This is a genomic window from Caproiciproducens galactitolivorans (assembly GCF_026672255.1).
Classification (GTDB): domain Bacteria; phylum Bacillota; class Clostridia; order Oscillospirales; family Acutalibacteraceae; genus Caproiciproducens; species Caproiciproducens galactitolivorans_A.
This window is the reverse complement of record NZ_JAPOHA010000003.1, coordinates 87,920-105,784: the sequence shown is the minus strand read 5'-3', so window position 1 is coordinate 105,784 and position 17,865 is coordinate 87,920. Positions and strand designations below refer to the sequence as shown.

Annotated in this window: 19 protein-coding genes; 5 read left to right on the top strand and 14 right to left on the bottom strand. The window is 52.0% G+C overall.

The window, feature by feature from the left end; translation table 11 throughout:
- Nucleotides 1-37 precede the first annotated feature (37 nt).
- Genes rimI through polA form a run of 4 tightly spaced genes read right to left on the bottom strand, consistent with a single transcriptional unit; the run spans nucleotide 38 to nucleotide 5,022 of the window.
- Complete coding sequence (gene rimI, locus OUY18_RS03655; protein ID WP_268057359.1) at nucleotides 38-496, bottom strand: ribosomal protein S18-alanine N-acetyltransferase; 459 nt, start codon at nucleotides 494-496, stop codon at nucleotides 38-40.
- Nucleotides 483-1,640, bottom strand: a complete 1,158-nt coding sequence (locus tag OUY18_RS03650; protein ID WP_268057358.1) for a hypothetical protein — start codon at nucleotides 1,638-1,640, stop codon at nucleotides 483-485. The genes rimI and OUY18_RS03650 overlap by 14 nt, the downstream gene beginning before the upstream one ends.
- Before the next feature lie 2 nt (nucleotides 1,641-1,642).
- Nucleotides 1,643-2,467, bottom strand: coding sequence for a putative RNA methyltransferase (locus OUY18_RS03645; protein WP_268057357.1), 825 nt, complete (start codon nucleotides 2,465-2,467; stop codon nucleotides 1,643-1,645).
- Entirely contained in the window at nucleotides 2,464-5,022 is a 2,559-nt protein-coding gene (gene polA / locus OUY18_RS03640; protein WP_268057356.1) for a DNA polymerase I, read from the bottom strand. Before polA ends, OUY18_RS03645 begins: the two co-directional genes overlap by 4 nt.
- Nucleotides 5,023-5,226: 204 nt before the next feature.
- On the opposite strand from polA, the gene dusB reads away from it, so the two are divergent.
- A complete protein-coding gene (gene dusB, locus OUY18_RS03635; RefSeq protein WP_268057355.1) occupies nucleotides 5,227-6,207 on the top strand; it encodes a tRNA dihydrouridine synthase DusB in 981 nt (326 codons plus the stop codon).
- Between the two features lie 42 nt (nucleotides 6,208-6,249).
- Here dusB and OUY18_RS03630 read toward each other — a convergent pair whose 3' ends face one another.
- On the bottom strand, nucleotides 6,250-7,092 hold the full coding sequence (locus OUY18_RS03630; RefSeq protein WP_268057354.1) for a DegV family protein: 843 nt from the start codon (nucleotides 7,090-7,092) through the stop codon (nucleotides 6,250-6,252).
- Between the two features lie 196 nt (nucleotides 7,093-7,288).
- Between OUY18_RS03630 and OUY18_RS03625 the strand changes: the two genes are divergently transcribed.
- The gene (locus OUY18_RS03625; protein WP_268057353.1) at nucleotides 7,289-8,296 is read left to right on the top strand and encodes a hypothetical protein; all 1,008 of its coding nucleotides are present in this window, start codon (nucleotides 7,289-7,291) and stop codon (nucleotides 8,294-8,296) included.
- A 52-nt stretch (nucleotides 8,297-8,348) separates the two neighbouring features.
- Here OUY18_RS03625 and OUY18_RS03620 read toward each other — a convergent pair whose 3' ends face one another.
- From OUY18_RS03620 to OUY18_RS03605, 4 genes are all read right to left on the bottom strand, one after another.
- Nucleotides 8,349-8,681, bottom strand: coding sequence for a hypothetical protein (locus OUY18_RS03620; RefSeq protein WP_268057352.1), 333 nt, complete (start codon nucleotides 8,679-8,681; stop codon nucleotides 8,349-8,351).
- A 102-nt stretch (nucleotides 8,682-8,783) separates the two neighbouring features.
- Nucleotides 8,784-9,704, bottom strand: coding sequence for a ComEC/Rec2 family competence protein (locus OUY18_RS03615; RefSeq protein ID WP_268057351.1), 921 nt, complete (start codon nucleotides 9,702-9,704; stop codon nucleotides 8,784-8,786).
- Between the two features lie 86 nt (nucleotides 9,705-9,790).
- On the bottom strand, nucleotides 9,791-10,195 hold the full coding sequence (locus OUY18_RS03610) for a hypothetical protein (RefSeq protein WP_268057350.1): 405 nt from the start codon (nucleotides 10,193-10,195) through the stop codon (nucleotides 9,791-9,793).
- Between the two features lie 243 nt (nucleotides 10,196-10,438).
- The gene (locus OUY18_RS03605) at nucleotides 10,439-10,693 is read right to left on the bottom strand and encodes a hypothetical protein (RefSeq protein ID WP_268057349.1); all 255 of its coding nucleotides are present in this window, start codon (nucleotides 10,691-10,693) and stop codon (nucleotides 10,439-10,441) included.
- A 235-nt stretch (nucleotides 10,694-10,928) separates the two neighbouring features.
- Here OUY18_RS03605 and OUY18_RS03600 point away from each other — a divergent pair, with 235 nt between their 5' ends.
- A complete protein-coding gene (locus OUY18_RS03600) occupies nucleotides 10,929-11,570 on the top strand; it encodes a GNAT family N-acetyltransferase (protein WP_268057348.1) in 642 nt (213 codons plus the stop codon).
- Between the two features lie 13 nt (nucleotides 11,571-11,583).
- Here the strand turns inward: OUY18_RS03600 and OUY18_RS03595 are convergent, their stop codons facing one another.
- The gene (locus OUY18_RS03595) at nucleotides 11,584-12,255 is read right to left on the bottom strand and encodes an ABC transporter ATP-binding protein (protein WP_268057565.1); all 672 of its coding nucleotides are present in this window, start codon (nucleotides 12,253-12,255) and stop codon (nucleotides 11,584-11,586) included.
- A gap of 86 nt (nucleotides 12,256-12,341) precedes the next feature.
- Here OUY18_RS03595 and OUY18_RS03590 point away from each other — a divergent pair, with 86 nt between their 5' ends.
- The gene (locus tag OUY18_RS03590) at nucleotides 12,342-13,868 is read left to right on the top strand and encodes a phosphomannomutase/phosphoglucomutase (RefSeq protein WP_268057347.1); all 1,527 of its coding nucleotides are present in this window, start codon (nucleotides 12,342-12,344) and stop codon (nucleotides 13,866-13,868) included.
- 190 nt (nucleotides 13,869-14,058) lie between these two features.
- On the opposite strand, the gene spoVAD is transcribed toward OUY18_RS03590, so the two are convergent.
- Nucleotides 14,059-15,078 carry a stage V sporulation protein AD gene (gene spoVAD, locus OUY18_RS03585; RefSeq protein ID WP_268057346.1) on the bottom strand — a complete coding sequence of 340 codons (1,020 nt, stop codon included), beginning with the start codon at nucleotides 15,076-15,078 and terminating at the stop codon, nucleotides 14,059-14,061.
- Between the two features lie 12 nt (nucleotides 15,079-15,090).
- Nucleotides 15,091-15,534, bottom strand: a complete 444-nt coding sequence (locus tag OUY18_RS03580; protein WP_268057345.1) for a SpoVA/SpoVAEb family sporulation membrane protein — start codon at nucleotides 15,532-15,534, stop codon at nucleotides 15,091-15,093.
- Nucleotides 15,535-15,853: 319 nt separating this feature from the next.
- On the opposite strand from OUY18_RS03580, the gene OUY18_RS03575 reads away from it, so the two are divergent.
- Nucleotides 15,854-16,603: a lytic transglycosylase domain-containing protein gene (locus OUY18_RS03575; RefSeq protein WP_326492974.1), complete on the top strand. Its 750-nt coding sequence runs from the start codon at nucleotides 15,854-15,856 to the stop codon at nucleotides 16,601-16,603.
- Nucleotides 16,604-16,693: 90 nt separating this feature from the next.
- Here OUY18_RS03575 and OUY18_RS03570 read toward each other — a convergent pair whose 3' ends face one another.
- Nucleotides 16,694-17,239, bottom strand: coding sequence for a hypothetical protein (locus OUY18_RS03570; RefSeq protein WP_268057344.1), 546 nt, complete (start codon nucleotides 17,237-17,239; stop codon nucleotides 16,694-16,696).
- A 97-nt stretch (nucleotides 17,240-17,336) separates the two neighbouring features.
- Nucleotides 17,337-17,837, bottom strand: coding sequence for a hypothetical protein (locus tag OUY18_RS03565; RefSeq protein WP_268057343.1), 501 nt, complete (start codon nucleotides 17,835-17,837; stop codon nucleotides 17,337-17,339).
- Between the last annotated feature and the right edge of the window lie 28 nt (nucleotides 17,838-17,865).

The window sequence follows — 17,865 nt, the reverse complement described above, 5'->3', positions numbered from 1 at the left end:
AGTCTATGTATGAAAACGGCAGTGCCGCAAACGTTTTTCATTTGTTTTCCTGTTTAAAGTACTTTGTCATCAAAACGGCGTCCTCCGCCGGATGGGCATAAAACTTTTTCCGGACTCCAACCGGGGCAAAGCCGAGCTTTTGGTAGAGCGCAACGGCGGGGGCGTTCCCCTGCCGCACTTCCAGGGTGATAAACGCCGCATTGTTTTTCACGGCATACTCCATTAACGAGCGAACCAGCGCCTGCGCCGCGCCCTTCCTGCGGTTCTCCGGATGAACGCAGACCTTATCGATATAGCATTCCCCGCAGACGCACTGCATTCCGGCACAGCCGACGGGGTTCCCGTCCAGAAGGGCGACGGCATAGCACGCGGTATCGCTCGAAAGCTCCGCCCGAAGCCCGTCGCGCGTCCACGGTTCGGAAAAGCACAGCGCGTCGATGCGGACAAGCGCGTCGAGGTGCTCCTCCTTCATGGGTACAATTTCAAACCCGCACATGCAGAACCCTCGCCTCCTCCGCTTCAATCTGCCGGTACAGATGCCTTGCGACCCCGACTACCACAAACAGCATGATAAGGGACAGAATCTGTACGTTCAAAAAATCCGTGTTAAAAAGATTATGGCACACCGCGTAGGTGGAACTCAATACCGTTAACACCGGGATATAGAATTTTTTCGGGAAGTAAAAGCTGTAAACAACCGACAGGATATCCGCCGGATAAAAATACCGTTCATGCATATGCGGCAGGACAAACGGCACAAATAACGCATAAAACAACGCAAGTGTAAGCAGGATTTCATCCGTAAACACAAACTGTTTTTTATAAAGGATGAACAGGGAAAGCAGCACCAGCCCCCCGGCGAAAAACACCGCCGCGGTACCGATATAGTCCGGCGTATCCTCCGGGAACCAGGTGTACAGGTTCGGCAGGAACATGGAGATCATTTTATACTTTCCCGACAGCGAAAAATAGACGGTAAACAGTTCCCGCAGGCTGCGCCCGCACAATGCCGCCGGAAGAATGGCAATCCCGTAAACCAGCGGAACGATACCAAAAGTCCTTAGCCGGATCTGCCGTTTCAAAAGAAGCAGAAGCAGAAACGGAGCCAGAAACACCGCCTGCAATTTAAACACAAAGGATACGGCAAACGCCGTAACGGCACAGGCTTTTCGTTCCGTCATGAGAAAATACACGCAGGCAACCAGCGCGGCGGTGAAGATGGCGTCGCACTGCCCCCACGCCGCAGAATTCAGCACCACGCTCGGAAGGAACAGGACGACGGCATAGGCGACCGTGCCGTACGTATTCTGTTCGAAACGCAGGTTGACGATCTTCATCACGAAATACGCGAGAAAAATATCGGCGATACTGGAAATCAGCTTGATTGCCGCCAGATCGGAAATCGGAAGATAGGTCATACCGGCCAGAAGATACAGATAGGTGGGCATGTAGTCGCCGATATTCATGCCGACAGCCGCAAAGCCGCCGTTGCTTTTCAGCGCGGCGTACCAGTCCCGCAGGAACTGGTGATAATCACCCGACTCGAACGGAAACAGCGACAGGCGAACGAGCATGGCAACCCCTGTAATAACAACAAGGAAAGCGGCGTTTTCCATTTGCTCCCGGTTCCGTTCCTGCACGGCTATCCCACCTTTTTATAAATTAAAAAGTCAAATTCGATATGGGTTTCCAACACGGCGGTCCTGCGCAGGCGTTCGCCGCCTTCCACGCCGGTTTTGTAGTAATACGGCGTCATCGTAAATAAATCCATCATGGTTTCGTTGTTTTCCAGCCGGATATCGCCCTCCACCGGCACGCGTTCCACAAAAGAAAAGCCCGCGTATTCGGTCTCTTTGTATTCGTTTTCGTACGGCGCGTCATACAGGATTTCCTTTAATCCAAAAAGATGCCTGCGCCCCGGCACCGCCAGAATCAGCGTTCCGCCCGGCTTTAACACGCGGCAAAGCTCGTCTTCCACGATCGGCGCGAAAACATCCACCACGCAGTCGGCGGCTCCGTCCGCAACCGGAATCCCGAAAATACTGCCGACCGCGAACGGGATTTCCCTGTATTTTTTCGCGGCGGCTTTCACCGCGCATTTCGAGATGTCAAAACCGAATATCCGCGGCGCAACGCCGTGGCTTTTTAGGTCTTCAAAGAGCCTGCCGGTATAATATCCCTCGCCGCAGCCCGCGTCCAGAATCACCGGGGACGGCCCGGCGTACCGGCGCACCAGTTCATTCAGCTGATCGCTGAAAATCCGGTAATATCCCGCTTCCAGAAAACGGCGGCGGGAAGCGACCATCTGCTTGTTGTCGCCGGGGGATTTGGAGTGCATCCGGTTCGGCGGCAGAAGATGGACGTAGCCCTCCGCCGCAATATCGTAGCTGTGTCCTTTGGGGCAGAGATAGGCCTTCTCTTTCTTTTCCAGCCGTTCCCCGCAGACCGGGCAGGCAAAGATCGTCATGCTTTGGCCTCGTACCACGTCCGGCCGATTTTCGCTTCCGCCAGAAGCGGTACGGAAAGGCTCGCGGCGCGCTCCATTTCCTCCGTCAGAATCTTCGCGGCTTTTTCCGCTTCGTCCTGCGGCGCTTCCACGATCAGTTCGTCGTGTACCTGCAAAATCAGGCGGGCGTTCATCTTTTCTTTTATCAGCCGGTTTTCCACGCGGATCATGGCAATTTTAATAATGTCGGCGGCGGCACCCTGGATCGGCATATTGCGCGCTACGCGCTCGCCGAATGAACGCAGGTTGAAATTGCTGGAGGTCAGCTCGGGCAGGTAGCGGCGGCGGCCGAACATGGTCTCCGCGTAGCCGTCCTCCTTCGCCTGTGCGACCACCCGCTTCATATATTCGTCAATACCGGAATAATGGGAAAGATAATCCTTGATATAGGTGTCGGCTTCCCTGCGCGTAACGCCGATGTCCTTTGCCAGCGAAAACGCGCCGATGCCGTACACAATGCCGAAATTGACCGCTTTGGCGCGGCTTCGCATGATCGGCGTAACCATATCTTCCGGCATATGGAACACCTGCGCCGCCGTGCTCCGGTGAATATCGTCATTGTTTAAAAAGGCCTGTATCATGTTCCGGTCGTTGGCAACATGCGCCAGAACACGCAGTTCAATCTGGGAATAGTCCGCGTCCACCAGCACCCAGCCCTCGCGCGCAACGAAGAACCGCCGCATTTCGCGGCCAAGCTCCGTGCGTACAGGGATATTCTGCAAATTCGGTTCAGTCGAGCTGATGCGCCCCGTGCGCGTTTCCGTCTGGTTAAAGCTGGAATGAATCCGGCCGTCCGGCGCAACGACTTTCAAAAGCCCCTCGCAGTAGGTGGATTTCAGCTTCGTCAGGCTGCGGTAATTCAGCACCAGTTCCACCGCCGGATGCTCGTAGCGCAGGTTTTCCAGAATCTCCGCCGCTGTGGAATACCCGCTTTTCGTCTTTTTCCCGTGGCTCAGCCCCAGTTTCACAAACAGCGCTTCGCCGAGCTGTTTTGGGGAATTGATATTGAATTCATACCCGACCGTCTCGTAAACCTGCGACTGGATTTCGTCAATCTGCTTCTGCAATACGTCGCCGTAAGCCTTGATGCCCTCGGCGTCCACCGCGAACCCGATGCTTTCCATATGCGCAAGCACCGCCGCGAGCGGCATTTCGATCTTTTCCAGAAGCTCGGTCTGGTTTTTTTTCGCGATTTCTTCCGTCAGCTTGTCCGCCAGCGCGGGCAGTACCGCGGCGGCAAGCTCCCCGTCCTCCTGCTCCGGCAGGGGAACGCCGTATTCCTGCGCAAGGCGGGTCGGTTCATAGCCCGAAGCGGACGGGTTCAGAAGATACGCCGCCAGCATAGTGTCCAGCCCGGGGTTTTGAAGCGGCGCGCCCAGCGCGTCCAGCTTCGCGTAAAGCGGCTTGATGTCGTGGGTATTCTTTTTGATTTTTTCATCCGCGCAGAGTGCTTTTATAAATTCGAGATCGTCCACCCTATGGATTTGATTCTGATAATTGACGGAAAGCTGAAGACTTCCGTCCGGATACGCGGCGATAAAATCCGCCCGCCCCGCTTTTTGGAGCGCTTTCAAAAGCTTCGCATTGTCCGTGTTTTCGGCAACGCCGACCGATTCCCCGGCCGTTTCCTCCGCGGGCGCGGCGGAAACGCGCAGGCCCATTTTGTCAATCAGCGAAAAAAATTCCAGCTCCGCCATCAGGCGGACGGCGGCGTCATTGTCGCACGGATTTTGGACGTAGTGCGCGATTTCCGTGTCGATGGGCACGTCGGTGCAGATGGTTCCTAAGCGGCGGCTCAAGTACGCCGTTTCCTTGTTCTGAATCAGCTTCTGGCGCATATTTTCCCGGATATCGAGCGTATCGATCTGTTCGTAGATCGTATCTAAATCGTGATATTTCTGAATCAGTTCCCCCGCGCCCTTCGGGCCGATGCCCGGCACGCCGGGGATATTGTCGGAGGTGTCGCCCTGAATCGCCTTGATTTCAATCAATTGTTTCGGCGTAACGCCGTAATCCTCCATAATTTTCGCTTCGTCGTAAACCGTAACCTGCGGCTGGCCGAATTTGGTTGCCGCAAGGCGGACAGTTACGCGCGGCCCCACCAACTGGAGGCTGTCGCGGTCCCCGGTTGCAAGGATGCATTCATCCCCGGTTTCTTCGCATTTCTTCGCCAGTGTGCCGAGGATGTCGTCGGCTTCAAAGCCCTCGCATTCCAGCAGATGGAATCCCAGAAGCCGCAGCAGCTCCTTCAGGTTCGGAAGCTGCTGGGCAAGTTCTTCGGGCATGCCCTTGCGCTGCGCCTTGTAGCCCGCGTATTCCTTGTGGCGGAACGTCGGGGCGCGCAGGTCAAACGCAATGGCGACCGCGTCGGGGTTTGTATCGTTTTTCAATTTATGCAGCATGGTCAGAAAACCGTAAATGCCGTTGGTAAAAAGGCCCTCCTTTGTGGTTAAAAGGCGGATTCCGTAAAACGCACGGTTTAAAATACTGTTTCCGTCAAGTACGAGCAGCTTCATATCATTCTCCTTCAGGCTATGTATCGCTTATTCTGGATTTTACCCATATACATTGAACTATTATATCACTTTTCAAAGAAAAAAATAAGTGCTATAATGAACGCGGTTTGTCCGGAATTCAGGAATATTCCTGCCGAATTTTAAGAGCGGCAGGCTGTTTTCCGGCAGAAAACAAATGAAGAATCAAAATAGGAAGGCAATCAGATGAAGATCGGCAATTTAAAAATAGACGGTTACGCGGTTCTCGCGCCGATGGCCGGCGTGGCGGACCAGGCGTTCCGCGAAACCTGCGTGCGGTTCGGCGCGGCCTATGCTGTGAGCGAAATGGTCAGTTCCAAGGCGCTGCAGTTCCGCGATAAAAAAACCGGCGCGCTGATGTCGCTGAGCGACGCGGAACGCCCCGCGGGCATCCAGCTTTTCGGAAGCGAGCCCGACGTGATGGCAGAGGCGGCAAAAATGGCGATGGAATACGCGCCCGACGTCATTGATATCAACATGGGCTGTCCCGCTCCGAAGGTCAGCTGCAGCGGCTCCGGCAGCGCGCTGATGAAAAATCCGCCGCTGTGCGGGGAAATCGTCGCAGCGGTAAAGAACGCCGTACCGGTGCCGGTTACGGTGAAAATCCGCAAGGGCTGGGACAGCAAAACCGTAAACGCGCTGGAAGTTGCAAAAATCTGCGAAGCCGCGGGAGCCGACGCCATCACGGTGCACGGGCGCACACGCGAGCAGATGTACGAACCGAAAGCGGACTGGGACATTATCCGTCAAGTGAAACAGGCGGTAAAAATCCCGGTCATCGGCAACGGCGACGTCGTTTCCGCGCAGACCGCCGCGCAGATGCTGGAACAGACCGGCTGCGACGCGGTCATGGTCGGGCGGGCGGCGCTGGGCAACCCGTGGATTTTCGCGCAGATCAACGCCTACCTTTCGGATTCCTGCCGGATTCTTCCCCCGCCGGAGCTGCATGAGCGCATGCTGGTCATGATGAAGCATATCCGCTTGATGTGCGATTACAAGGGTGAGCACCGCGCCATGAACGAAGCGCGGAAGCATGTGGGCTGGTACCTGAAAGGCATGAAGAACGCCGCTTCCTACCGCCGCCGCGCGGGAACTTTGGAAACCTGGGCGCAGCTCGAGGAACTGGTACGGGATATTTTAGCGGACAACGCGGCGGGCGAAGAATAAGGGATAAAAACAGCAACACCGCCGGAGAACCCGGCGGTGTTATCATTTTTCCTTATAAAACAAAACCAACGTATTGGGGCCGGTGTGCACGGTCATGCTGCACCCGGCGCGGGAAGTAAGGACTTCCCTGAATTTGCCGCTGTCGCGCACCATCTGCACGATGCCGTCAAACAGCGTGCGGTCCATTCCCGTTGTGGAAACAAAGGCCCGTTCGCCGTCCGCATTCGGCATATCCAAAACATAGCGGATATATTCCCTGCATACCTGCGGATAATTCCCCCGGAACTTCCGGCGAACCGTAAGAACGCCGTGGGTATCGAGAAGCAGGCAGGGACGCAGCTTTAAAAGATTCGCCCCAAACATTTGCAGCATGGTCGCCCTGCCGCCGCGGTAAGCGTAATCCAACGTATCCAAAAGCACGTTCGTGCAGATTTTCGTTTTATCGATTTCAATCTGATGATAGATTTCCTTCGCCGATTTTCCCGCGTCGCGCATATCCGCGGCTTTTAAAACCAGAATGCCCTGCGCGGAGCTGAGGGTAAACGTGTCCACCACATAAACATTCTGAAATTCTTTCGCGGCGATTTGCGCATTCTGATAGGAAGAGGAAAACTTCGAATTCATAGCGATGTGCACCACATCGTTTCCCGCGTCCGTTTCTTTTTTAAAAAGCTCAAAGAAGTCGGCCGGAGCGGGAGCGGAAGTTTTCGGCAGGCAATGGGTTTTTTCGTAATTTGCAAAGAGCTCGTCCGGGCCGATTTCAAATACGTCGCGATAGGCGTTCCCGTCGATCGTAATATAAAGAGGAACAATTTCAATATGATACTGTTTATATAAATCAGGAAATAAATCGCAGGCGCTGTCGGAGCTGATTACTACACCCATATTTGCACTCCCAGAAATAAAATTTACATATCAGATTGGTTTATTATAACATTTCGAATTTCGATTTTCAACTTTCCAAGGCGGCGGATTGCTTCATATGAAAATTTAACAGATAATTCACAGTTGAATTGGAAGGATATATTATGATATGATATGCTTAATATGAATCTGCATTTCGAGAGGATCTGTACAAAATATGAAAATAAAATCAAAAAGATTTCTTACCGTTTTTCTGACCCTGCTCTTTGCAGCCAGCGTATTTACCGCCACCGCCTTTGCGCAAAGCGATCCCGGCCCGATAACGCCGCCGCAGCAAACCTCGGAGCCTGCCGCAAACAATAGTGAACCCACAAACCCCGGCGGGGAAACTTCGAAACCGGAGGAAACTTCAAAGCCCGATGAGACTTCAAAACCGGCAGAAACCTCGAAGCCGGAGGAACCGCCCCAACCGGAGGCAACGAGCAAAAACGAGGCATCCTCTTCGCAAAAAAATAATTCAAGCAAGAAGACAAGCTCCGATGAAAAACCGATCTTCAACCATAAGGTGGACACCCATAACCAAAAAGTAGAAGAGGCCGCGTCCCGCGCCGCGCAGACCATCAGCACCCCGGACGTTCTCTCTTCCCAGGACTGGGGCGAGCTTCTTTCCAGCACCAGTTCTTCCGACAGCAGCAGCGTGGCGGCCGCCGCGGGAACCACGAGCAGCAGCACCGGATCGTCCGGCGTGGGCGGCGTTTCCTGGCTGTTGATTCTGGGAATTGTTCTGATCGTTCTTGCGCTTTGCGGAATCGGACTGTTTGTTTATTTACAGTTTTTCTCCGGCTCAGGCGGGATTAAAAAAAACAGCATCCCGGCTCCCGTCCACAAAAAAAGCGGTGAAAAACCGACGGAATTTGTAGATATCAGCTCTTACAGCGACGACCAGCCGCACGGCGACAGCATTGCAAAGGATGCGCGGGGATTTTCCGATATTGCAAGCTCCTCCGAAAAAGCACCCGCGGCGCCCGTTGCGCCCGCGGGAAAAGCCGTTCAAAAGCCGGCAATCAGCGACAAGGACGAAACGGCCCCGATTCCGCACGAAGTATTCCAGCGGAATACGCCTTTCACCCCGGCGGAAAAGAACGATTCTCTTCCCAAATCACAGGCACAGCCTGTAAACAAAAGCGATTTCGACTGGGAGAAGTTCTTTAACGAAGAAAAATAAATAAAAATAAAAAGGGGCTGCTCCGTGAGGCAGCCCCTTTTTTGTTTCAAAATTACTTATATCTGCCGCAGTCTCCGCAGTACAACGCATGGCGGGCATTATGGAATCCGCAATCCGGGCAGTACCAGGAACCGTCTTCCAGCGGAACTGCTTTTACGCAGCCCGATGGTTTCTTTTTATTGCCCCATTGCTTTGATAAATTATCGACCGCCATTTTCCCTAAAGGGGCAATGGAAACATCCCTCGCTCCCATTCCGGCCAAATTGCTGAAATCGGCTCCCCGGAAAAATACGCGTAAACCCTTCCGAATAATTTTTTTCCCGCATTTCTGGCAGTAACGCGTTCCGTCAAAATTCTGAAATCCGCAATATTTACACAAGCGCATCGTTACACCTCTGTTACAGCACAATCTTAATTTCCGTATTTGCATTATAACAGCTTTCAATAAAGAAAAGAAGTATTTTTTTATATAAATATGATTTGATGCTTATGATTTTATCACGGACTCCAGCCCGGTTTGAAATTGAACGGTTTTTCCGTCGCAGCGGGCAAGAACGGTTTTCTGCCGGTCGGTGCGGTAGATCGTAACCCCGGCCTTCTGCAGCCTTGCGACAATCTTCTTGTCCGGATGCCCGTAATCGTTGTTTTGTCCGCAGGAAATCACCGCGGACTGCGGGCCGGACGCTTTCAAAAAGGCGGCGCCGGTCGAAGTGGCGCTTCCGTGATGCCCGCATTTCAAAACGTCACATTTCAGGTTGGATCCGTTTTTCAAGATTTCCTTTTCGCTGTCCGTCTGCGCGTCGCCCATGAACAGGAACCGTTTTTCTCCGCAGGTCAGCATGGCGACGATGGAATAATTGTTCAGATCGTTGTATTTCGAAGAATTCGGCGCCAGAAATTCCAGCTTCTCGCCGCCGGAGTTCAAAACGGTCATGCCTGCCTTTCCCGCCGTGATTTTCAGACCCTTCCGGTCAATCGCCGTTAACAGCTTTTCATAGGTGGAAGTGGTGGGAACCTGTTTATCGGGAATTCGCGGCATATAGATTTCCCCGATTGCAAAGCGGTCGACCACCTTTGCCATCCCGCCGATATGATCGGCATGCGGATGCGTTGCGATCAGGATATCGATTTTTGAAACGCCCAGTTTTTGAAGTGTATCGCAGAGGGAATCGGCGGTATCGGGCGTTCCCGCGTCAATTAAAATAGTTTCCCCCGATTTCAGCCGGATCAGTTCGCTGTCTCCCTGCCCAACGTCAAGGTAGTAAACCAGCGTATCGGAATTTTTTCCTTCCGGAGCGGAAACAGCCGATTGCGAACTTTGCTGTGCGGTGCATCCGTTAAGCGTACCCGCCATGCAGAATAAAACCAAGGCGGCTAGGAAAGAAACAAATTTTCGTTTTTTGCGCAAAAATATTCCTCCTTTATTTCATAAAAAACCCGTCCCTCCCGACTGGTATCGGAAAGGACGGAAGCGATCAGCAGAACTGACAATTCTTATTTTGCTTTTTTAAAGAGCGGGGTCGCTTGAATACTGGCGTCTTCCGCCCAGTCGAGAATCGTATTGACTGCACTGCGGGTAATTTTGGTATCTTCCTGAACCTCCGCAACCTGTTCTTTCACTTCTGTGAGCTGGTTTTCAACATTAACAATCTGTTTCTCAACACTGGAAAGCCGATTATCCATCCCGGAAAGCCGGTTATCTACCCCGGAAAGCCGATTATCCATCTCGGAAAGCCGGTTATCTACCCCGGAAAGCCGATTTTCCACCTTGGAAAGCCGGTTGTCTACTCCGGAAAGCCGCTTATCTACTCCAGAAATCCGGTCATCCATGGAATGAACCTGCGTTTTCACGCCCTGCAGTTCCTCGTAAATTTTTACAAGCAATTCGTGGTCATTCATCGCTAACACCGCCTTGTGTTAGCAGTATAACATTATACCGGAAATCTTTCAAGACTCTGAATCAATAAAAAAATCCGCCCATAAAGTGGCTTAAGAACGGTGTGCCGACGGGCGGTAAGATACCGCCCATACTTCTGACAACGGGGCATCCTGCGAAAAAAGCGCCGTGGAGCAATTCTGTTCCATGGCGCTTTTGTAACTTTCTATGACGTCCGCCCATCCGGGCGGCATTTTGCATTCCTTTTATTTGTTTTCTTTCCCGTAAAGGTTGAAACGGAAAAGTCTTGAATCATCTTCCGGCTTTTCACAAACAATATAGGCTTCCGCAATCTTTCCGCCCTCAATCAGCTGTGTCAGTCCGACGAGCTGGCAGAGCTTGCTTTTCAGATTCAGGTGGTCCCCATCGCGCGTTACAAGGAAAACATTGCCCTCACACTCGTCAAGAACCTTTAAAAACGCGGGAACATCTACATCGTGAAGCTGCAGTGCTGGCATCATACGAATCTACCTCCTCTATTCGATTTTACTTACTCTTTCCTCATTATAACATCCAGATTTTGTTTGTCAATAATCTCTCCGCCGCTGTTTTCGGAAGATAAATTTCTCGCTGGAAAGACGGGAAAAGCAGGCGTAAAACGGCCCGAAAAAACGCCTTCTTCCGCCGACTTGCTGAACCGTGATCAAATATGGTATAATAATTCTTATAGTATATAAAAAGATAGGAGATTTTAAAATGAGTTTCGGAACGGGCGCCTCGATTGTACTGGGCAACGCCTCAAATCTGGCCTCAATTTACGAGGATATGAAACAGCAGTTTCCTCCCTGTGAATTGTTAACGTACGACACAATTTTGGAGTTGATGAAAAAGGGCAGATATAAGCTGCTGATGTACCGGCGCCTTGCCGACTATAAAGTGGTCGGTTACGCCCTGGTTTATAAAGTGGAGGACGGCAATTTCCTTTGGGGCGATTATCTGGCAATCCGGAAGGAATTCCAGTGCCTGAACTATGGGAGCGGGTTTATTCAGGCGATATGCGAGAAATACCGCGATTCATATGAGGGCCTGCTCTTTTCCGTTGAACATGTATCGAATACCGATCCCGCTCTGGCGAAAAACCAGAAACGGCGTATAAAATTTTATAAAAATCTGGGCGCGCAACGGCTTCACGCGCACTATCTGCAGCCTACGGACGACGGCAACATCCCGATGTACCTGTATTTTAAGCCTTTCGGGGATGTCACCGAAATCGGCCGTGACGCGCAGATTCATGCCATAAGCAAAATGTATGAATTCTGTTTTTCCCACCTGAAGCACTGCAGCGAACTGCTCCCGCGGTTTGAAAGCACGATTCGGGATGAAAAATTCAAGGATTAATACATACGGAAATTCAGTGTACCATGCGCCCGTCCTGTATCTGAACAACACGTTCGGCAGAGGCGGCTATTTTATTGTCATGGGTTATCAAAACGATCGTCGTTCCCTGCTTGTGAAGGGAATGGATGATCTGCATAATGGCTTCGCCGGACTTTGAATCCAGATTTCCGGTCGGCTCATCCGCAAGGATAAGGGGTGGCTCTGCCGCGATGGCGCGCGCAATGGCCACCCTTTGCTGCTGCCCGCCGCTCATCTCATCCGGCATGTGGTTAACCCGCTCGGAAAGGCCAACCCGGTCAAGCGCGTTCAGCGCCAGACTGCGCCGCCGCGCCGCGGGAATTCCCCGGTAAAGGAGCGGCAGCTCCACATTTTCAACCGCATCCATACCGCTGATCAGGTTAAATCCCTGAAACACAAAGCCCAGCTCCCGGTTGCGGATTTCCGCCAGTTTCTTTTCGTTCAGCCCGGCTACATTTTCGCCGTCCAGAAAATAATCTCCGTTGGTGGGGGTGTCGAGGCATCCCAGTATGTTCATCAAGGTGGACTTTCCCGAGCCGGAACGGCCGACGATTGCTAAAAATTCGCCCGGCTGAACGGAAAGGGAAACGCCGTCCAGTGCGCGGACTTCGCCGTTTCCTCTGCTATAAATTTTTGAAACATTTCGAATCGCCAGGAACGGTTTGATACAAAACACCTCGTTTACAAATCCCCCCCGTTCGCTTATAATAAGCTTATATAATAAAGAAAAAGTAAAAAAAGGGGATAAAATTCATGCTTACGGCATATTGGAAACAATTTAAAAGCGGTACGGATATCCGGGGCGTTGCCTGCGGCGGGGTGCCGGGCGAAGAAATCAGCCTGACTGACGAAGTCATCGAAAAAATCATATCGGCCTTTGTGCTTTGGCTTTCCAGCAATGTGAAAAAGGATTCCTCCCAATTGACCGTTGCCGTTGGACATGATTCCCGGATTACCGCGGACCGGATTCAGGCCGCTGTGACGCGCGCGCTGACGGCGGCGGGTGTTTCCGTTCTGGACTGCGGGCTCGCTTCCACCCCGTCCATGTTCATGACGACGGTTGACCTTGCCTGCGACGGCGCGGTTCAGATTACGGCAAGCCACCATCCGTTCAACCGGAACGGCTTAAAATTTTTCACTCGAAACGGCGGGTTGGACGCCCCCGACATCGAGCGCATCCTTCTGTCCGCGCAGAACGGGGAAAAGCCCGCTTCCGGCAAGGGCGAAATGAAAGCGGTCAATTATATGGAGCAGTACAGCGCACATCTGCGCGAACTGATTAAGCGGGGCGTACATTCCGCAGATTACGACCATCCGCTGAAAGGGTTTAAAATCGTGGTTGACGCGGGCAACGGCGCGGGTGGATTTTACGCGAGCGACGTTCTCGCCCCGCTCGGCACGGACACGACCGGAAGCCAGTTTCTGGAGCCGGACGGCCGCTTCCCGAACCATATTCCCAACCCCGAAAACGAAACGGCGATGAAATCCGTCTGCGCGGCGACGGTCGCCGCGAAAGCCGACCTCGGTGTGATCTTCGACACGGACGTCGACCGTGGCGGCGCGGTGGACGCGAAGGGCGATGAAATCAACCGCAACCGCCTGGTTGCCATCGCTTCCGCGATTGCGCTAGAGGGAAACCCCGGCGGAACCATTGTAACGGACTCGATCACGTCCAGCGGCCTGCACGATTATATTGAAAAAACGCTGGGCGGAAAGCACCGCCGCTTTAAAAGAGGTTATAAAAACGTGATCAATGAAGCGGTAAGGCTGAATCAGGAAGGCGTAAGTTGCCCGCTGGCAATTGAAACCTCCGGCCACGCCGCCCTGCGCGAAAATTATTTTCTGGACGACGGCGCATACCTCGTTACAAAAATCATTATCAAAGCGGCGCAGCTCCGCGCGCAGGGAAAATCGCTGGAAGACCTGCTGGAACCTCTGGCGGAACCGGCCGAAGCAACGGAACTTCGCTTCCCGATCCGGGAAGAAGCTTTCCGGGAATGCGGCGAGCGGATTATCCGCGAGCTGGAAAGCTACGCGCAGAAACAGCCCGGCTGGCAGATCGCGCCGGATAATTTCGAGGGTATCCGCATTTCGTTCGGCAAAATGGCTGGCAACGGCTGGCTTCTCCTGCGGTTAAGCGTTCACGACCCGCTGATGCCGCTGAACATCGAAAGCGATTCCAAAGGCGGCGTAAAACAGATTGCGGAAAACCTGTATGCCTTCTTAAAAACCTGCAACGGACTGGATATTTCCCCCCTGGAGAAATTCCTCGCTGAATAAAATCCGATGGCTCCCGTAAAGGGAGCCATTTCTTATACTGTTATCCATTAAAAGGGAGACAAGATTTGCGAGGAGATTTTTCGCCCTGCAAGGACGAGGAGGAAAGCGGGCTGACGCCCGCCGACGACAAGGACGCAGCAGGACGGAAAATCAACCGCAAAGATGTCTGTTTTTTAATGAGATAACAGTATTAGGCCTTTAAATAAACGAGATGCGCTACGCCGGGAATGGATTCGCCCTGCTGGGATGAAGTCGGGGACATCAGCGCGCCTGTTCCCAAAAACAGCACCTTGTGCAGTTTTCCGGCGGTCATCTGCTGCATGATATAGGAGCACAGAACCGCCCCCGAGCACCCGCAGCCGGAACCGCCCGCGTGGACATCCTGCTTTTTACGGTCGTAAAGCATCAGGCCGCAGTCGTTGTGAACCGCACTGATATCGATGCTGTCCTTCATCAGAATCTGCTGAAGCAGGTCGCTGCCAATCATGCCGAGGTCACCTGTTAAAATCACATCGTAATCCTGAGGGCCGTCTCCGGTGTCGTGAAAATAGTCCGTCAGCGTCTGCGCCGCCGAAGGCGCCATTGCCGCGCCCATATTTGCCGCGTCCTTAATGCCCATATCCGTTATCCGGCCGAACGAAATCGCTTCCACGGTAATTTGGCCTTCTTTTTTTTCCCGGGGCGAACCGACCACCATCGCCCCCGAAGCAGTTGCCGTCCATTGCGCCGTCGGCGCTCGCTGACCGCCGTATTCCAAAGGAAAACGGAACTGCCTTTCCGCCGAACAGAAATGGGAGGAAGTAACCGCCACGGCAGTCCGCGCCGCGCCGGATTCCGCGAATACCGAGGCGATTCCGAGCGTCTGCGCCATGGTGGAGCACGCGCCGTACTGGCCGAGGAACGGGATATTCAGGCCCCGCAGGCCGAAAGTCGAGGAAATGCACTGATTGAGCAGATCCCCCGCGAAAATGCAGTCGATATCCGTATTTTTCAAACCGGCCTTGTCCAGCGCCAACAGAACGGTTTCATTTTGCAGGCGGCTTTCCGCCTTTTCCCAGCTGGATTCCCCCAGTGTGGTGTCGTTGTGGCACTGGTCGAAATATTCCCCCAGCGGGCCCTCGCTCTCTTTTTTACCGACCACGGCGGCGGAACCGAGAATCGTCGGCTTACTATTCAATTCAAGCGTATATTTTCCGATTCGGGTAGGCATCGCCACTCCTCCTTAATACAAATGGAAAAACCAAACGATCAGACCGTATAAAATGGCGGCGGAGGTGCTGTAGACCAGAACCGGCCCCGCGATGACAAACATTTTTCCGCCGATCCCGATCACATAGCCCTCGCTCTTAAATTCCATGGCAGGCGCTACAATGGAATTGGCAAACCCGGTAATCGGCACCAGCGTGCCCGCACCGGCAATCTTTGCAATATTGTCGTAAATCTTTAAAGCGGTTAACAGCGCGCTTAGGGCGATTAAGCTGATGGAAACCCATGCGCGCGCCTCTTTGATATCCATGCCCGACTGCATAAACAGGTTTATCAGCGCCTGCCCCAGCACACAAATGCCGCCGCCGAACAAAAAGGCAAAAAACAGGTTCTTTCCATATGTTGTTCCGGGCGAAGCCTTGTCCGCCATTTTTTTATATTCGCTCTTCGATACTGTCATTTCAGAGCCTCCTTTACAAAAAATATTTTGCCAATCCCGCCTGCAAATATACGATTTGGCGGAAATCAAACGCGGTATCGTCACAAATTCTATTTTTGCGGAATATTTTGATGGATTTTCCATAAAATATCTTCCATTTTTTGTCGAAATGCGTTATGATAGAACCATGCAATAATTCAGGAATCTTTTTACGGGGGCGTTTCAGACGAATAATCGTATTGAATCCAATTATTACAGTCAGACACAGGCTTTAAACCGTTTTGGCACCGGCACGGGAAAAACCTCTGGAAGCCGTTTTTCAGGCCTGCTGCAAAATGCGGTGAAAAAGATTGATAATAAGAAACTGGACAGCGGAAGTATGGAACCGATTTTTGAGACGGCCGCTGAAAAATATAATGTTCCGGTAAACCTGCTGAAAGCGGTGGCAAAAGCCGAATCCGGGTTTGACGCCGACGCGGTTTCGCGCTGCGGCGCGCAGGGCGTCATGCAGCTGATGCCGGGAACCGCCAGGTCCCTCGGCGTGGAAAATCCGCTGGACGCCGAGCAGAATATCATGGGCGGGGCAAAATACCTGAGCGACATGCTTTCCCGCTACAACGGGGACGCGAAGCTTGCGCTCGCCGCCTACAACGCGGGCAGCGGCAACGTGGCGAAATACGGCGGCATTCCCCCTTTTAAGGAAACACAGGCCTATGTTAAAAAGGTGCTGGACTACGCCGGTGAGGATATTTCCGCAGCCGACAATTCCGACCAATCGGATTCTCTGTCCTCGTTGAGTTCGCTAATGGGTTATTCCCCCACCTACTCCGCGACCGGATTCAATTCTGCCGGAACAATGAATTCCCTGTCCGCCCTCAGTATGCTGATGCGCTACTATCCCGTTACCGCAGGCGCTTCTTCCGGCACGCAGGGTACGAACGGCGCAACCTTTACGTATGACGATTATCTGCTGTTTTTGCAGCTTTTCACCGCGCAGATGCAGATGAACGCCACGCAGTCGATGGCTTCCGCCGCCAGCATTTCCGATTTATCCTCGCCGGATTCGGGAAGCTCTCTATTTATGATATAATTTACGCCGCCTGTTTTCACAGGCGGCGTTTTTTTTGCTATTTGTCCTTACGAATGCTATTGATAAGCCAACGGGAGGAACATCTTTGATTTACTCTGCCTTCTGCCAGACTGTATCTTTTAATTTTTCTTCAAACATACTGGAAAGCCGGTTGTAAAACTGGATCGTCTTTTGGCTTCCGATCCTTCCCACACGGCAAAGGACGGACGATTGATTCCAATCTTTTTTCCACCCGGTTACATTTACTCGCCCTTCCGGATACACCTCATAAGATAATCTTTTGAAAACGCCTTTCCCGTTTTTATAATCCAGCGAAACAGAATAGGTCGTTGTTTTCTGATAGGCAAAGGATGAGACACCGAGCGGATTTCGGATCATTCTGCCACAGGGATACGCATTGAGAAAATCAATCAATTTTTGTATTTCGGTCGGATTGTCGGTATATACCGATGTAAAAACGCTCCCGCCATTCGCCCCCGGTGTGCTTACGGTACGTGTTAACACGATCTGTGCAACCGGTTTGCCATTCAGAGCTTCTTTTGCCTGCACCGGCTGCGTGAAATAAAGCCAGTAAGCGGAAAGAACCAACAGCACAAGCGCGGTAATCCATTTCCAATTCAACCAGTCTCGTTTCATAAATACATTCTCCAAAAATACATTATGGGAAATTGGGTTTCCTCATAAGAACTCGCGTCTAAAATATTTCGTTATCAACAATTTATTTACCGGTGGTTTAGGTGCAATTACTATCTATCGCAAATATCATCTCAGAAAAATTATTTTTCAAACTCGTTTTTGATGGAAGCGACCGGGTATAGCTGTATATTTCCTGAAACAGCGCATCCGCATCTTTGTTGAAGAAGCCCACATGATACTGAGCGGAATGTTTTTCAGATAAATTAACCTCTTGTGCAGCCCCATACGCATACGCCAGGCTGCACTTTTTAACCTTCCCTGCTCCCCAAAAATGGATGTCAATGAAAACGGAATCGCCCGCATATGATTTTACACTGTCCGGCTGAATCAGCTTCTTCGAATACTGATATCGGTTCAGTATTTCGATCACTTTTTCTATTTCATGCCTATCATTGATTATATATTGTTTTTCATCGGAAGATTTCGCGTTATAATTTCGATATAGAATCCCCATGCTCTCGATATTATCCAAGTCGATAAACGCATGAATGCTCCGGGGATAAGCCCTGAATCCATAGAAACAGGCCAAAACAATCATTGCAGCCAGCAATACGATTTTTTTATTT

Coding starts and splice junctions, on each gene's coding strand:
- rimI (WP_268057359.1), bottom strand. CDS start 496: ATGTGCGGGTTTGAAATTGTACCCATGAAGGAGGAGCACCTCGACGCG.
- OUY18_RS03645 (WP_268057357.1), bottom strand. CDS start 2,467: ATGACGATCTTTGCCTGCCCGGTCTGCGGGGAACGGCTGGAAAAGAAA.
- polA (WP_268057356.1), bottom strand. CDS start 5,022: ATGAAGCTGCTCGTACTTGACGGAAACAGTATTTTAAACCGTGCGTTT.
- dusB (WP_268057355.1), top strand. CDS start 5,227: ATGAAGATCGGCAATTTAAAAATAGACGGTTACGCGGTTCTCGCGCCG.
- OUY18_RS03630 (WP_268057354.1), bottom strand. CDS start 7,092: ATGGGTGTAGTAATCAGCTCCGACAGCGCCTGCGATTTATTTCCTGAT.
- OUY18_RS03625 (WP_268057353.1), top strand. CDS start 7,289: ATGAAAATAAAATCAAAAAGATTTCTTACCGTTTTTCTGACCCTGCTC.
- OUY18_RS03620 (WP_268057352.1), bottom strand. CDS start 8,681: ATGCGCTTGTGTAAATATTGCGGATTTCAGAATTTTGACGGAACGCGT.
- OUY18_RS03610 (WP_268057350.1), bottom strand. CDS start 10,195: ATGAATGACCACGAATTGCTTGTAAAAATTTACGAGGAACTGCAGGGC.
- OUY18_RS03605 (WP_268057349.1), bottom strand. CDS start 10,693: ATGATGCCAGCACTGCAGCTTCACGATGTAGATGTTCCCGCGTTTTTA.
- OUY18_RS03600 (WP_268057348.1), top strand. CDS start 10,929: ATGAGTTTCGGAACGGGCGCCTCGATTGTACTGGGCAACGCCTCAAAT.
- OUY18_RS03590 (WP_268057347.1), top strand. CDS start 12,342: ATGCTTACGGCATATTGGAAACAATTTAAAAGCGGTACGGATATCCGG.
- spoVAD (WP_268057346.1), bottom strand. CDS start 15,078: ATGCCTACCCGAATCGGAAAATATACGCTTGAATTGAATAGTAAGCCG.
- OUY18_RS03580 (WP_268057345.1), bottom strand. CDS start 15,534: ATGACAGTATCGAAGAGCGAATATAAAAAAATGGCGGACAAGGCTTCG.
- OUY18_RS03570 (WP_268057344.1), bottom strand. CDS start 17,239: ATGAAACGAGACTGGTTGAATTGGAAATGGATTACCGCGCTTGTGCTG.
- OUY18_RS03565 (WP_268057343.1), bottom strand. CDS start 17,837: ATGATTGTTTTGGCCTGTTTCTATGGATTCAGGGCTTATCCCCGGAGC.